A 15,696-nucleotide genomic window follows, 5' to 3' on the forward strand; every position below is an offset into this window, starting at 1 on the left:
AGTATCATGAAGAAGTTATCATTTTTAGTGAGCGTTTTGTCAGCCTTGTTTTTTGCCCTGCTCTTTACTGCCTGCCAGGACGATTCAGGGGCAATGGAAAGTAGCACCCTTTCGGAGACTGCTTCGGTGAGTGTAACCTCAGAGGCTGCGGTGGCCTCCAGTATGGAGGATGTGGATCTACTGGCTGATGCCGGGATGGAGTTGTTTGCTACTTCTGGACGGGGACTTAGGGATCATTTGCTGGAGTGTGCTGAGATAGCACACGATACCGCCAGCCATGTGATCACCATAGATTTTGGAGATGGCTGTGAAGACCGGTTTGGAACCTGGAGAAGTGGTAAAATCGTGATTGAGTACAATGAGCGGAAGTATGTACCCGGCGCTTATCGAATTGTCACTTTTGAAGACTTCTTTCTGGACAGTGTGCAGGTGGAGGGTACACGTACCATTACCAACGTGACGGATACTTCCGGTACAGGGATTGCTTTTGAAACATCATTGGTGGGAGGTAAACTGACCTTTCCTGATGGGAGCACCATCACCCGCGAAGCGGAGCACCTGCGAACGCTATATGTAGGCGAAGAAAGAGAAGATAACTACGCTTCACTATCTGGCAGTGCCAGCGGTACCCTTCAAAATGGAAATACCTACAGCTCCACCATCATGGAGGACCTGATCTTCAAAAGAGGCTGCAAAGCAACTGGTGTACACATCCCGGTGGCGGGTGTGCTGGAGATCGTGTCAGGAGATAACACAGTGGTGATTGACTATGGTGATGGTGAATGTGATAACCTGGCGGAGGTGACCACCAATGGTGAAACCGAAACCATAGAGGTAGAACCCCGGGGCAGAAGACGACCTCACAAAAGAGGGTAATTGTTAGCGTTGAGTTTTTTATCAGGTAGGTGGGGTCGCGTCTGGGATGCGGCCCCTATTTTTTTTCCTCGAAGTTGACCATCCAGTTGATGCCAAATTTGTCCGTGAACATTCCAAAATATGCGCCCCAAAAGGAGTGATGGATTGGCGTAGTTACCTGCCCGCCTTTAGAGAGTGCATTAAATAGAGTATCAGCCTCCTGCTTACTTTCAGGGGTAATTGAGACAGAGAAATTATTTCCCTGAATAAACGTGGGTGCCCAGTCCCCACCTATGTCACTTCCCATGAGAATGGAAGTGCCTATAGGCAAGCTAACGTGCATGATCTTGTTTTTATCTCCCTCAGGAACGCTGTAATCATCGCTTTCGGGCATTTCCCCAAACCGGCCTATGTAGTTGAACTCTCCTCCAAAGACTGATTTATAAAAATTGAAAGCTTCTTCGCAAGTCCCGTTAAAGTTTAGGTAAGTGTTTGTGGTGGCCATCTTTTTTTATTTTAAAGGGAGCCATTTTTTCCACATTCTCCAAATTTTTAGACTTATGAACCAAGAACGGTGCGAATCAGTGTCCTCTTATCAGAGGTCATACAGAGAGACAGGTTTTTCATTTTTCTCTATTTACAGGTCACTGATTGTTTGGGTGCGGTTTTCCTGTTTCGATGATCATCCCATCATCGCTTGTAAAAGATGTAATCGGTAACGATGGGTTCTATGCCTTGCTGCCGGAGGTCGGAGATGATCTGACCCCTGTGATGGGTGGTGTGATTGCTCACGTGAAACAGTATTTCCTGAATGGTATTCTCAAATTCGCTGCCGCTGGAGTTGCGGTAGGAGATGGCTTTGCTTAGGTCAGCATCGGCAATGATTTGCAAAGTGCGCAGGTGGTTGGACTGGTCATAGGCCTTGCACGTTTCCAAAGAGTGGAGCTCATGTACTCCCAGAGGTTTTTCAGGCACTACTCTGGCATTCCATATCTGGTGGGCGTTGATCACATGCGAAAAGAGGGGGGTGGTTCGGGCACTGATTCGCTCCTGCTCCCTGATGAGTAGGTCCACCAGTTGCTGATTGAAATGGTGGTGGTACTCAAAGATGTCTTTGAAGAAAGCTTTCATGGCTCTTTGTACGACAAGCGGGGATCATGAGTTGGGGGCTTCCTTAAACTCTCCAAAGTGCCAGAGTACCCCTGAAGGGTCGTGCATAAAGAGCTCCCGACCCCAGACCTCATTTCTGATCTCAGAAAACCGCACCGAGTGAAACTTCGCAGGCAGGTTTTTCTTCAGGAGCGTCTCCCGGCACCGGTCCAGGTCGTCCACTTCCAGAAAGAGCATGGAGTTGTTGATCCACTCTTTGGCATAGTAGTCCTGCAGGTAAAATGCCAGCTTGTCGTTGACTTTGAACAGGCTCATGCTAGCATCAATCACCACCTCCTCAAAGCCCAGGAGGGAATAAAATTGTCTGGATTCTTCAAAGACCCGGGCCCCTATAAAAGCGCGGATGGATTTGGCCTGGTAGGTCATGTTATTGAATGGAGGTTACGGGGTGCGGTTCATGTGTGAGACTTGTCGTGTTTTTAAAGTTGTCTAAAATAGCTGAGTTTTTCAAATGCCGGACTTGGTTGTTATTCCATTCTTAACCTTACTGCTGTTGGATAACTTTCCCGGCAATCTTCTGCAATTATTGTGAAGAATAAGATTGGAATAGATTCTGAGATATAGTTGGACAAATCGAAGTGAAAATTGTCTTCATCAGTCTCAATGAGTTCATAGAAATCTCCAAAAAGATCTTCAACTAGTATATAGTATTTCTCTTGGTATTTCTCATCAGGATTTGTCCAGTTGACCTGTACTGATTTCCGTTCGTTTGTGTTAACAACGGAAAATGTATTGTTATACGTTTCACTAACTGTTGAATCCTTTTCAATTTCTATTCTGCCCGATAGTTTATGGGCATTATGACTTACTGGGACGATCTCATAGGGAAATTGGCAGTCCTCAAGTCCCAATGACTTTAATTGATTCAATATGCGATCATGTTCTTGATATCTTTCAAGATGCTTTTGATACTCCACACCTATCTCATACATTCCCTCATCGAGTTTCATTGGTTTTGAGGATGCCCCACTGACGGTGAGAAAGCCGTGCCGTTTAATTAAAACTTTATCAGAGTATCTAAGTACGTCTCTCTTTTTAATCCTTATGTCATAAAGGAATGCCTTTTTTGACATTATAATATGAAGTTCCTGAGCATTGGCAAGCGCACATAGTGTAAACTGAAGGAGGACAATGAGCAGTATTCGCATATAAACTCGATCAGCAAAAGTGTGGATGTTCCGAGATCAGCTGATGGAAAACTAAACTAGCAAAGCTGCGCCACCCACACAACTGTTTCTTTGAAATACTGTGTTGTGAAAGTCTAGATCCAGAACCTCAGACGAGCGGTGAACTTCCAGAATGGGCAGAGTAGGTTGCACTGAAATCGGCCAGAAGGCACTTACAGATCGTTATTCTACTGTATAAACGTATCTAAATGGTAGCTTGAGTTCTTCGCCCCTATCAAACATAACCATTACTCCTGTCAGTTCGTGTTGTCCACGTTCAGTTGCTTTGATCACATGATAGTTTGCGAAGAGTTTGTTTGAAAACTCTGTAGCCTCTTCTATCCCTTCAGTTGACTCCATGAGCTCGTCTATTTTCCCAAAATAGACAATGTTCCGTAAATACCTTGATACTCCCTGAAAGACAAATTTTAGAGTATCGGTCTGGTTTAGTTTTAAGTTTCGGTCTCCAACAACAACAGGTAAGGCAATGTCGAAAAGTCGGAAGTTTGAGTTTAAAAGTTCAAGTGATCTGTCCAAAAGTTCAATTTCATTTAGGACAACTGATGTAACATCAGATTTGTCCAAATTCCGCTTAAATAGGTCGATAAGAACATCTGCATCATCATCCCACCTTTGTTTTTCAAGTCTATTAATATGGTCGTTGATTGTTGCGGTTGGAATTGAATCCAAGCTCAGGTGCTCCTTAATGACTTTATGCCAATCACTAAGGAATAGATCCATTCGTTTAACACCGGCATATGGGACTCCCATTTGTTCAGTTGTTTCAATGAAGTTATTGATTCTGTTAGAGTTGAGCTCGGCCAGTTGTTTAAGAAGTTTATCATTGAAGTTGGATGTTCGTTCGCAGGAAAAAGCGAGGAGAGCCATGAATGTGAAAATGAAATGTAGTGGCTTCATGTGTATAATCTGTATCCGATCAGGTAAAATGCTTTGTGGCACGAGCTTGGTTAATGGTACTAAAGTAGTGAAACCTGCCGCGCCTGGCAAAGGGGTGCATTCAAAGTATCAGAAAGCACTGCGCTCTGCAAGTCTAAGTCCAGAAAGAAGGAAGGCGGGACAGGCGATGATGTGTCAGAATGGGCGGTGTAGCGGGCGAGTCCCGATGCACCTTCAGAAGGCACTCCCGAGAGCTATCGGGAGACATATAACCGATCAGCGTCTGTTACATGGCGTCTATTCCAGCATGTTTTGAAGGTCTTTCGAGTATTTGTCGTAATCGTTCCGAGCTATTTCCAGAAGTTGGTCGTTCCTCGTTGCTAGTGCATTTCCCATGTCAGTTACAAAGGACTTGACCAATTTTAAATAACGAATTTCAGGAGTGTTCTTCGAAAACCAGCTTGGAAATTCACCAAGTTCTCTTAATGATCTGTTGAGTTCGCCAATTTGAACGCCATCGGATTTTTTGGTTTTGTCAAATTTCGCCTTCACCTCAGCATATTGTTGAAACCGTTCTTTAATGAAGGTCTTTTGTTCATCCGTTAGGCCAGCAGGTTCTGGTTCAGTCTTTACAACTGGTTTTGTTGTTTCCTGTTTCTTCTTCGGTTCTGAACAGTTCCCGAAAAAAAGTGCAACAAAGAGAATTCCGATTACTGAAGGTTTTAAGAAATATTTCATTTTGCCTTGGGTTTGATTGATTCACTTGCTCGTTCGCGAATGCCATGTAACAACCGACTAACAACCACCCCTGATTGTTAGCCTTCTACCAAATCTACCAATTTTTAGCACCTGAACAAACCATTGTTAGCTATAGGGGAGGTTATCCGGAAGATGAGGGATTTGCTGTTAATTATCAGATGGGTTTGTTGGATACATCTCCATAAGATCAGGGCTTTGTCTTACCCTTCGACGGAGCTCAGGGTGACAAAGCCAGCGGATGTCCACTTATGGGCCTATATCCCGAATTCACGTTTATGAAGGGTTGCTTGTCCTCTGAGCAGACAGTTACCGACTGCCGTGCCGCTTGTCATCCTGAGCAGGCAGTTGCAAACTGCCGTGTCGAAGGATAAAGTGAAGCAACGACCGACAAATAGGGGGTCTGGCGGAGGATTGCTTCACCCCGATAGGCATCGGGCACCTGCATGGACGAAATGGTCGTCATTCGGGGGGGAAAGTCATTCCCGCGTATGCGGGAATCTCATCGGGGTGACTTGGCCGCCTACCCGATACGCTCATTTTCCGCTTTTCCATTTTCTCAGTTGCTCAATTTCACCCTTGAGAATTTCTAGCGATTTAGTTCGGTGTTCGGACATCATAATTTCAGATTCGAGTTGAAGAAAAGCATCTGTGGATGGTGGTGGCGGGGGGAGGTCGTTAACGTTCATTAGATAAGGATATCTAAAACTTCTAGATAGCCCGCATGAAGATGTTATTGCTGATTCTTTGTTCTTAAGGTCGTCAATATATACTAGCCAGTATTCTTCATCTTCGCTGGGTAATATTGAACATAAATGAGTCTGTTTAAGCTCAATATATTTCCGCTCAGACCCTTTAAAGGTTTCCAGAATCTCGAATTTGAAAGTTCCATCATCATTCAGTTCGATTACGCGCCCCATGAAGATGAGTTCGCTATCTTCATAATTGCTTTTTTGAGCTTCTTTTAAGCCACCTTGTTCCTTACAGTCACATGCAAGAGCGATTTGAAAGTTGGTAAGGGTTGCTAAAACAAATACTAATCTGAGGTCATATTGTTGATCATATCGCCCATGTAAGGGACTGAGTGCGCCCCTGGCTAACACACTAAATTAATGAATTTGCTGCGCCGGAAAAGGAGCTCACAACGTATCAGACCCACACTATCCATTGCGGGTTATAGCTCCAAGGACACAAGTACTTTGAAATTTTCAAGCCTTGGTTTCGTCTTATTATGTCATTTATTTTCAAGAAGTTGAACTTTCCCTTTGAGCTCTGAATTTTCAATTTCGAGTTGATTCATACGCTTGTTCATATCGATCATATACAGCGTTAGTTCCTCGATTTTTTGAAGCAGTTTATTATCCATATCGGCTACATTTAAGTCATTCTCACGAAATTCATCAGCTGAGGGCAAATCTGGAAGGTGCTTGTTTAGTCTCACGAATTTTTCTACTTCGTCTAAAGATTTCAATTCATAACCATCTTCGAACACCCAGTCTGCTGCATCTGTCATGGATACTTTAACTTCTTTTGCCCAAATAGTTCCGTTTACCGAAAGCTTGTTATTCGGGCTATCCACACCTATTCCAACATTGCCATCATTTCTAAAGAAAACTAATCTTTTGTCACTATATATACTGACACCCTGGTTTTGATCGGTTGGGGTGTAAATCCTAACTTCACTAGGTACACTTGAATATTCAGAGAAAGCCAATATATGATTTCCTGATTCAACAGGGTTATATCCAATTAAGTTACTTACTCCTCCTCCAGACCTTTCTCCTCTAATAAATTGATTGTTTTTGATTAAAATGTTTCCGTTAAATATTGCATTGTTCTGGACATAGAGATCACCTCCTCCAGTTCCTATAATTGTAGGTCCCGTTCCGTAATAGTTTAAATGTAATGATTGATTAGCAGGACTATCGAAATGCTTAGAGTATATTATCCCCCAATTATCCGAATCTCTAAATACGTTTAATCGTCCACTTTTTATATTGACCTTGTCAGTTGTGTTTAATGTGCCTGATAGATCTTCCGTAAATTGTGCTTGGGCAATATAAACAACGCCTAAGGTGAGAATTAGTGTTAATAATTGTTTCATTCTGATAGTGATTTTCGAATTTTGAAGCATGATAACAAGCTAGTAGGTATGCGCTAGGAGTTTGGCAGGTGCCGATTGGTTTTGTTCTGATTTTTTATTCGTTTTCAAGGCGATTAACCTTTTCTTTAAGTTCTTTGATTTCTTTATTCTGTTCAATGAGATAAAGTGTCAATTCCTCAATCTTCTGAAGCAGTTTTGCGTTCATCTCCCCTAGATTTATCCCGTTCTCAGTTACTTCGGCCTCACTTGGGATTTCAGGGAGATGACCTTTATCATAAATATATTGCTCCACTTCTTCGAGAGTCAAGAGGTCATAACCATTATCAAAAACAAAATCAGGCCAAGCGCTCGTGTTTTCTACTTTCACTTCTGTTGAACCGATAGTCCCGTTAACGGCAAGTTGATAGCCAAAAGTATTAGCTGTTCCAATCCCCACAGTGCCATCATGATTTATTCTCATGCGCTCTACTTGTTCCCCACCAGAATGTGTTGTGAAAGCCAAGCCGACACTAGTAGCCCAGCCTCCGGTCAGTAATCCTCTGATTTCTGCCCTGTAATTGTGATTGTCGTCCCTGTTGCTGAATTTTATTGTGCTTATAACGGCATTAAGATCGTTTCCTGTTCCTCCATAATAAGTAGAACTAGAAAGCCTAAGTGTAGGATTTGAACCCACTAAATGGAGCTTATCTGATGGTGTGATTGTTCCAATTCCAACATTCCCAGAGTGATTAATTATCATGTCGAAACCTGATCCAAATGTATTGTTGTGAGGCACTTTAAATCCCAAAAACCCAGTATTATAACCTGTAGCGAAAGATGAAATGTCTGAATGTAGCCACCCCGAACCATTGCTAGGTTTGCTTCTAAATCTAATTGTTGCTTCTTCACCGGCTATATCATTTTCAACTCTAATGGTATTTGATGTTCCTGAGGTATTCACCGTCAATATCCCATTTATTGTTTGGTTGTCTTGCGCAATAGACTGCACTGATAGCATACACAGAATTGTGACAAGTAAAATGCTTCCATATTTCATAGCTCTAGAATTTAAAATTTGGCATGTCTGCCATCATGTATTTGGTGTCTAAGATACCAATTATTCCATAGAGTTAAAGTCCCTTGTGAGCGGGTGTCGTGTCCCTAGTCACTTGTAAGTCTCAAGGTTGGATCACATGAGGTAATGCCCAAATGAAGTGAGACTTTAACCCTTGGTTCAAAGGAACAGGAACTGGATACTGAGGCTGTAACAGTCGGGTGAGGGAGCACACCAACCAACGTCCACAGGATAGGGAGTGCCAAGTGCCTTTGCAGGAGGTCCAGTTTGAGGGATGCCTGGTTATTGTAGTTGATATAGTCAAACCTGTCGCACCGGTTGGCATAATCGCTCATCTACTCGATTATGATCTTTATTGGTTTTCAAGGCTCTGAACCTTTTCTTTCAGTTCTTGATTTTCCAACGTTAATTGTTGAACCTGCTTGTTTATGTCTATCATGTAAAGCGTTAGTTCTTCGATCTTCTGAAGCAGTTTGGCATCCATTTCTCCGAGATTTATCCCGTTTTCAGTTACTTCTGCTTCACTTGGGATTTCAGGGAGATGACCATTTTCGTTTATATGTTGTTCGACTTCTTCAAGGGTTAGAAGTTCATACTCCTTCTCAAAAACAAAGTCTGACCATCCAATGAGGTCAACTTTCACCTCTTTGGTGTGAACTGTTCCGTTCACAGAGAGTTTGGAGTCAGGGCTAGTTGTCCCAATTCCAACATTACCGGTGTTTGATTGAACAATTAAGACGTTTTCTAACTCTTGAGCATTACTGAAAGTTCCTATAGCATTTGTATCGAAGAATCCTTCAGAGTAAATTGTTAGCTTTAAATTGTTAGCCGAGCTTTCACTTGGTGATTGGTTATCCCAACTTGCAAAGAGATATACAAATGAATTTGAGGAGGGATCAACATAACCATGAAATTTAAGTCGAGTTGAGATCGAGCTTTCGCCTCTGTAAACAACTTTAGGTTGATTGCCCCAGTCAGCTGCAATATGGTAGATTCCTCCATCTTCAGCCCATCCACCAGAAATCTGGCACTCAACGCGTATTGCTGCTCCAATTATGAACTTTCCAAGAGCCACTTGTTGATCGCCTGCGGCATTGAAGTTTATCTGTTCTTTATATCGTTGACCAAAAACAGTGACAGGTAGTAAGAGTAAAATGAATAACAGTTTTTTCATATTGTTGTAGTTTTGAGGTTCAGAAATTGATCATAACAACCGACTAATAGCCTCCTATAGCTGTGAGCGGTCTTATACCAAATCTAGCGGATTTTAAGATCTGAACAAACCATTATTGGCTATAGGGGAGGTTATCCGGAAGACGAGGAATTTGCTGTTAATTATCAGATGGGTTTGTTGGGGGCATCTCCATAAGATCAGGGCTTTGTCTTACCCTTCGACGGAGCAGGGTTACAAAGCCAACGCATGTCCACTTGTGGCCTATATCCCGATAGGCGGTTATGAACGGTTGGTTGTCATCCTGAGCCGGCGGTTGCAAACTTCCGTGTCGAAGGATAAAATGATAGTAACGACCGACACATAGGAGGCCTGGTGGAAGATTGCTTGACTCGAGGCATCGGGCACTCGCAATAACGAACTGGCCATCATTCAGGGGGGCGTCAGCGTATGCGGGAATCTCATCGGGGGTGAACGGTTATAAAATAATGGCCATTCAGCGCGGGTTTCTGATTCCATTGGGGAGGAGATTAACCTCGTCGGCTTATCTGGTTGGAAGCAATTTCAATAAAGAGAGAAGTGCTTGTTATATTTCTCTTAGCTCATTCTTGCGTACTCATCAATTCAAGCATTTTCTTCTCCAGTTCATTGATTCGGATATTCGAAGTTTCCAGTTCAGCCATTCTGGCACTCTGCTGTTCCAGTTTTTCTAGCAGCTCAATCTGATAAAGTGTTAGTTCTTCGATCTTCCTCAAAAGCTTCATGTTCATGTCTCCCAGATCGACTCCTTCGGTCTCCATTTCCTTGGCGGATGGAATTTCAGGTAAGTGCTTATTTGCGATTATATATTCCTTGGTGTCTTTAAGAGTTCTTAGTTCATAATCCGATTCGAAAACATAGTCAGGGCCATTAACAATCTCAACCTTTATCTCCTCACTTCTGATTTTACCATCTACAGTCAGTTTTTCACTTGGGTCAGTGCCAATACCAACATTCCCATTAGCCTTAACTACAAATGCCGTCGTGTTAACAGTAGGATTCACCTGAAGCACATCAGGGACACGAATGTAAAACCCATCATGTGGATCATTCCCTTGCACATCAAAAACGATATGTGAGTGAACTGGTCCTTTAAAGAGAATACCACCAGTGCTACCCGGGACATCAGTCAATGCAGAAGTGAATCTAGAAATGCTCATCCCTGAATTATCGTCTATACCAAGCCTCAAAGAACCGTTAACGTCAAGTTTGAAATCCGGAGAAATTGTCCCAATTCCAATATTTCCTGTACTCCCTGAAATAACAAGATTATTTGCTGTTGATGAATTGCCAAGGGTTAGGTTTTGTCCTGAGGAGGTAAATATCCTTCCGGGTCTTGATCTGAAATATATTTGATTTTCATATCCAGAGGCGGCATCAATGGTAAATCGATTGTTCATTTCACTCCCTGGTCGACCAAAAGTAAATGATCCGGAAACATCTAAAATATGAAGTGGTTCAGTTGGATTTGTTTTACCTATGCCGATATATCCATTACTGGTTATTACTAAGTTATGATCGAAACCTCGACCTATTCTTAGAAAGTCACCCGATGCATCATCTTGTATAGTAAAATAATTTGCTCCAGAGAAATCTCCATCAGCATCAAAAAGCAAGTAATTCTTAACCTTTATGGAGCCTTGAGTAGCATTGTCTCCTGTTGAAGTCCACTGCCCAAATGCTTGATTGACGAATAGGAAAATGATAAGCGCGGAGAAACTGTTTTTCATGTCTTAATTTTTTGTTAGAATTTCATTTAGGATACTGATATAGAGATTTATGATGTGTGCACTTATGTTTTTCAAGAGGTCGAAAGTATTAATTGCAGAAGCAGTTGAAAATAGCTCACAAGTACGTTCACTTTATATTTTTTGTTATGATCTTTTATTCGGTTTTGAGTTGATCTATTTCGTTTTTTAAAGCTTCAATCTCAGTTTGCTGAGCTTGAATTTGCTTGCTCTGGTCGATAAGGTAAAGCGTAATCTCTTCTATCTTCTGAAGCAGTTTGGCGTTCATTTCTCCGAGATTTATCCCGTTCTCAGATACCTCCGCTTCACTTGGGATTTCTGGAAGATGTTTGTTTTCTGAGATGTATGTTTCTACTTCTTTCAGAGTTGGTAATTTATAATCATTTGCAAAGACAAAGTCTGACCAACCATTTAAATCAACTCTGACCTCCTTCGTATGAATTGTACCATTTACTGCAAGTTTGGAATCAGGAGATTCAGTCCCCAAACCTAAATTCCCATTTGCAAGCATGGTCATTTTTGCATCAGTGAAATTGGACCATTGAAAAAGAGGTCGGGCAGATATTGCTGAATGAGAACTCCCATTGATTTGTCTAGAGTCAAAAATCATTAATGCATTGCTTCCGTTATCAGTTGATGAGGAGGTTGATGCAGTTAATCTCAGTGCTAGTCTGTTATCCGACTCATGGAAACCCACTATGGCTGGAATGAATTGTCCACCCGTTCCGGTGTTGTTTTGAATTGTTAAATAGTCAGTAGTAGCATCTGATACTTTCAATTTAATTAGATGTTCACCACCACTAACCGATTTAGTCAAAATGTCAAGTGAACTTGATGGGCTAGCAACTCCTAAACCTAAATTGCCCTCATTAGAGAGTGACATTTTAGGTACATAATTACTACTTTCATAATGCTTCCACATGATATGGCTACCATTGTATAATACTTGATAGTAATTTGAACCATTTGCTTTAAACCTATACCCAATTTCGGGATGAATTGTACCATCGAAAGCCAATGAAACTCCAACGTTACCATTAGCTCCAGAAACACTGTTAATGGTAAGAGGAGCCCATGTTGCTGATGATCCGATCGCCAACTGACCGGAGGTGTAATTATTTTCATCATTTACCCACTGAGCATGCGCGAAATGACTAAGGGCAATGGGTATTAGAAGTAGAATTGTTTTTTTCATAATTTGGAAGATTTTGATTGGCGAGCATTACACAATTCAAATACTCATACCGGTAAGAAGCTATTGGCTTTCTGTTTTGTATTCAGTTTCAATGATGAAAGCCCCTTTTTAATTAATCGCTTGTTTTGGCCTTTTGCTCATTTTTCAGAGTGGTGAGTTCATTTTCTAACCTTTCTATCTTCTTAGAAAGTTCTTGGGTGTTTTTGTGCTCCTGGATAAGGTGAAGTGTCAATTCCTCAATCTTCTGAAGCAGTTTTGCGTTCATTTCACCTAAGTTGATCCCATTCTCAGTTACTTCGGCCTCACTTGGGATTTCAGGGAGATGACCATTTTCGTTTATATGTTGTTCGACTTCTTCAAGGGTTAGAAGTTCGTAATCTTTTTCAAAAACAAAATCTGACCAACCATTTAAATCAACTCTGACCTCTTTTGTATGAATCGTGCCATTTACTGCAAGTTTGGCATCTGGTGAGGTCGTTCCGATACCTACATCTCCTGTTTGATTGATTAGTAATTTTGTCTGTCCACCAATTAGAAAACCGAGTTTGTGGACTGAACCAGATCCTAGATAAACTCCATCTTCATAGGCAAGGAATGATCCCCACGCCCCGTCACCACGTCCTATTTTTATGCCAGTGTTTGAGTTATTTGAATGTACGTGTAGCTTTTCACCCCACTGGGTAGATGGAGTAGTTGTACCAATTCCTAGAATTCCGTTTGTATTTAGAAGTACCTTGGTAGTACCGCCTATTAAAAATCCCAAATTATGACTAGACCCTGAACCTAGATACACAGCATTTTGATAGGCTAAAAATGAACCCGAAGCTCCATCGCCTCGCTCTATCTTAATTCCGTTGTTAGAGTTGGAAGAAAAAACATGAAGTTTTTCACCCCATTGCCCGCTTGGGTTTGATGTTCCAATACCTACATTCCCATTTGTCTTAAATGTTGTTCCATTTATAGTTTCATCATGCTGTGCTTGCGAGGCATAAGTAATCATGATTGCTATAATTAGGAATAATATTTTTTCCATAATCCTTTGTTTAAAATGGTGATTTTGATATTCAGTACTGATCAAACAACCGACTCTCAACCTCCTATAGCTGCAAGCCGCCTTATCCCAAATCTACCAATTTTTACTACCTGAACAAACCATTGTTAGCTATAGGGCGTGGCGATTGCTTTGGGGTCGATCTTCCGTGTTGAGTTGTTCTTCCTTTTTTGTCGACTTCTTGGTTTGGGCACGAACAGGAATTTATTCCTTTGCCTTACAACGCCAGCAGGCCATGGTCTCGCAGCAGGTCGATGGGCTTGGAGTACCAAAACTGCTCAAACGCTCCAAACTCCGCGTCATAGCCGGCCTTCAGCTGTGCCAGGGTGCGGGCAGGGTGGTTCGGAGTGAGCTGCGCCAGTTGCGCCAGCAGCCACTGTCCTTTCGGTTTTTCCAGGTTCACCTGCAGGGCATCCGTTCGGGTCTGGATGGTCAGGTGCATCATTTCTTTGGTTTTCCCTTTCTTGGTTCGGGAGGAGTAGCTGATCGCCGGCGTTCCGCCCAGCCAGAGGATCCTGGCAGTAGGTCGGATCAGGTACTCTGTGTCGGTCTCCAGGCAGTTTTCTATGAAATCCCTTTTGACGGAAGTCCGTGGGATTTTGAAATCAAACCACTCCTGCAGGGGCAGCTCAAACCCGATACCGTGCATGTAGTTGTACAGGGATTTTTTCAACCCAAAGCTAAACTGACCATGGTCTATACCCGTGCGATCACTAAACTGAATGTCGTTGTTGGCAAAGGAGATGTCGTTGTGCACTGGCTGGATACCGTAGGCATCCGGGTTGAGCCCTACCGGGCTGTGGGCGGTGAGTGCAAACTGATGCCAGAAGCCCGACTGCATCACGCCAAGTTCGAAGAGCTGGCGTACCATCTCCAGGCTGTCGATGGTCTCCTGTACGGTTTGGGTAGGGTAGCCATACATGAGGTAGGCATGTACCATCATGCCCGCATCGGTGAAGTGGCTGGTCACCCTGGCCACTTGCTCCACGGTCACGCCTTTGTCTATGAGCTGTAGCAGCCGGTCGGAGGCTACTTCCAGTCCGCCTGATACCGCTATGCATCCGGAGGCCTTCAGGAGTACACACAGGTCGTGGGTAAAGCTCTTCTCAAACCGGATGTTGGTCCACCAGGTGACACTGAGTTTTCTGCGGATGAGCTCCAGGGCCACTTCGCGCATCAGCGCTGGCGGTGCGGCCTCATCCACAAAATGAAAGCCCTTTTCGCCTGTCTGAGCGATCATGGCCTCCATACGGTCTACCAGCGTGCGTGCGGCGATGGGTTCGTACAGGCGGATGTAGTCCAGAGAGATGTCACAAAAGGTGCATTTACCCCAGTAGCACCCATGGGCCATGGTGAGTTTGTTCCAGCGGCCATCACTCCACAGGCTATGCATGGGGTTGGCCATTTCTATCACAGAGATGTACTCTGAGAGTGGCAGGTCAGAATAGTCCGGGGTGCCTACTGCCGTTTGCTTGTAGTCGGGCCGGGGAGAGGAGTTCTGGTAGACTACTTTCCCGTTTTCCAAAAGGAAGGTTCTTTTCAGTAAAACACTCCGGTCAGGATGGAGCGTTTGCTCAGCGATCAGCTCTATGGGCAGCTCCCCATCGTCCAGGGTGATGTAGTCAAAGAAGCTGAAGACCCGCGGATCGGAGAGGCTTCTTAGTTCGGTATTGGGAAAGCCGCCACCCATGGCGATTTTGGTATGGGGATAATGGCTTTTGATCCACTGCGCACACCTGAAAGCACTGTACAGATTTCCCGGAAAGGGGACGGAAAAACAAATGAGCTGAGGCGTATGCGGCTCCAGTAGCTCTTTCAGGAGCTGTATGGTAAGTTGGTCTATAAAAGTTGGCGGCTGCTGCAGGTGCGCATAGAGTTCATCAAAGGAGTTGGCACTTCGTCCCAGCCGCTCGGCATAGCGGCTAAATCCAAAGTTTTCATCCACGCACTCCACTATGAAGTCTGAAAGGTCCTCCAGGTACAGGGTGGCCAGGTGTTTGGCTTTGTCCTGAAAGCCCATGGAGCCAAAGGCCCAGTCGAGTTCATCGGGCTGGTCAAACCTGCTGGCTTGGGGGAGGTACTGCCCGGAGCAGATCTGCCTGGCGAAGGATGGATTTTTCCCTTGCAGGAAAGCCATGGTGTCCGTGATGGTATGCTGGTAGTCTTCTTGTAGAGCAAAAATCCTGAGGGCGTTTTCAGACCAGTCAGTCTGGTCATTTTCCGCTTCGGCGAATAGATTTTGCAGGCCATCCTTAGAGAAAAGCGCCAGAATCACCTCCATGCCCAGGTCCATCTGGTATGCTTCTAGTCCGATCGTGTTGAGGAAGCCTTTCAGGTAGGGAGTAGCCGGATAGGGCGTATTGAGCTGAGTGAATGGGGGAGTGATGAGGAGAATGTCTTTCAAGGCCGTAGGGATCGCTTACAAAACTACTTGAAAGAGTTGGATCGGTAAGAAATACTCAGCATTCTTCCATTATCAATCAATTGCTT

General features: G+C 43.5%; 15 protein-coding genes. 1 reads left to right on the forward strand and 14 read right to left on the reverse strand.

The genetic code is table 11. The annotated features are described in order from the left end of the window. The first annotated feature begins 6 nt into the window (after nucleotides 1-6). On the forward strand, nucleotides 7-876 hold the full coding sequence (locus GV030_RS01380; protein WP_159579057.1) for a hypothetical protein: 870 nt from the start codon (nucleotides 7-9) through the stop codon (nucleotides 874-876). Between the two features lie 55 nt (nucleotides 877-931). Here the strand turns inward: GV030_RS01380 and GV030_RS01385 are convergent, their stop codons facing one another. The 14 genes from GV030_RS01385 to GV030_RS01450 all read right to left on the reverse strand — a co-directional run bounded on the left by GV030_RS01385 (nucleotide 932) and on the right by GV030_RS01450 (nucleotide 15,610). After that, complete coding sequence (locus tag GV030_RS01385; protein ID WP_159579059.1) at nucleotides 932-1,360, reverse strand: VOC family protein; 429 nt, start codon at nucleotides 1,358-1,360, stop codon at nucleotides 932-934. Nucleotides 1,361-1,545: 185 nt separating this feature from the next. Then, nucleotides 1,546-1,986: a DinB family protein gene (locus tag GV030_RS01390; RefSeq protein ID WP_159579061.1), complete on the reverse strand. Its 441-nt coding sequence runs from the start codon at nucleotides 1,984-1,986 to the stop codon at nucleotides 1,546-1,548. A 24-nt stretch (nucleotides 1,987-2,010) separates the two neighbouring features. Next, the gene (locus GV030_RS01395) at nucleotides 2,011-2,391 is read right to left on the reverse strand and encodes a glyoxalase (protein WP_159579063.1); all 381 of its coding nucleotides are present in this window, start codon (nucleotides 2,389-2,391) and stop codon (nucleotides 2,011-2,013) included. Between the two features lie 101 nt (nucleotides 2,392-2,492). Continuing rightward, complete coding sequence (locus GV030_RS01400) at nucleotides 2,493-3,098, reverse strand: hypothetical protein (protein ID WP_221413265.1); 606 nt, start codon at nucleotides 3,096-3,098, stop codon at nucleotides 2,493-2,495. A gap of 276 nt (nucleotides 3,099-3,374) precedes the next feature. Further along, nucleotides 3,375-4,109: a hypothetical protein gene (locus tag GV030_RS01405; RefSeq protein ID WP_159579067.1), complete on the reverse strand. Its 735-nt coding sequence runs from the start codon at nucleotides 4,107-4,109 to the stop codon at nucleotides 3,375-3,377. A 276-nt stretch (nucleotides 4,110-4,385) separates the two neighbouring features. Continuing rightward, entirely contained in the window at nucleotides 4,386-4,826 is a 441-nt protein-coding gene (locus GV030_RS01410) for a hypothetical protein (RefSeq protein ID WP_159579069.1), read from the reverse strand. A 554-nt stretch (nucleotides 4,827-5,380) separates the two neighbouring features. Continuing rightward, nucleotides 5,381-5,947, reverse strand: a complete 567-nt coding sequence (locus GV030_RS01415) for a hypothetical protein (protein WP_159579071.1) — start codon at nucleotides 5,945-5,947, stop codon at nucleotides 5,381-5,383. Between the two features lie 131 nt (nucleotides 5,948-6,078). Continuing rightward, on the reverse strand, nucleotides 6,079-6,948 hold the full coding sequence (locus GV030_RS01420; protein WP_159579073.1) for a hypothetical protein: 870 nt from the start codon (nucleotides 6,946-6,948) through the stop codon (nucleotides 6,079-6,081). A gap of 94 nt (nucleotides 6,949-7,042) precedes the next feature. After that, nucleotides 7,043-7,984 (reverse strand): hypothetical protein, encoded by a 942-nt coding sequence (locus tag GV030_RS01425; RefSeq protein WP_159579075.1) that lies wholly within the window; start codon nucleotides 7,982-7,984, stop codon nucleotides 7,043-7,045. 370 nt (nucleotides 7,985-8,354) lie between these two features. Next, nucleotides 8,355-9,176: a hypothetical protein gene (locus tag GV030_RS01430; protein ID WP_159579077.1), complete on the reverse strand. Its 822-nt coding sequence runs from the start codon at nucleotides 9,174-9,176 to the stop codon at nucleotides 8,355-8,357. A 599-nt stretch (nucleotides 9,177-9,775) separates the two neighbouring features. Then, nucleotides 9,776-10,942, reverse strand: coding sequence for a hypothetical protein (locus tag GV030_RS01435; protein ID WP_159579079.1), 1,167 nt, complete (start codon nucleotides 10,940-10,942; stop codon nucleotides 9,776-9,778). Nucleotides 10,943-11,096: 154 nt separating this feature from the next. Then, a complete protein-coding gene (locus GV030_RS01440; protein ID WP_159579081.1) occupies nucleotides 11,097-12,155 on the reverse strand; it encodes a hypothetical protein in 1,059 nt (352 codons plus the stop codon). Between the two features lie 112 nt (nucleotides 12,156-12,267). Then, nucleotides 12,268-13,188 carry a hypothetical protein gene (locus GV030_RS01445; protein ID WP_159579083.1) on the reverse strand — a complete coding sequence of 307 codons (921 nt, stop codon included), beginning with the start codon at nucleotides 13,186-13,188 and terminating at the stop codon, nucleotides 12,268-12,270. Between the two features lie 235 nt (nucleotides 13,189-13,423). After that, nucleotides 13,424-15,610, reverse strand: a complete 2,187-nt coding sequence (locus GV030_RS01450) for a radical SAM protein (RefSeq protein ID WP_159579085.1) — start codon at nucleotides 15,608-15,610, stop codon at nucleotides 13,424-13,426. Nucleotides 15,611-15,696 lie beyond the last annotated feature (86 nt).

Source organism: Marinoscillum sp. 108 (genome assembly GCF_902506655.1).
In the GTDB taxonomy this organism is placed as follows: Bacteria; Bacteroidota; Bacteroidia; order Cytophagales; family Cyclobacteriaceae; genus Marinoscillum; species Marinoscillum luteum.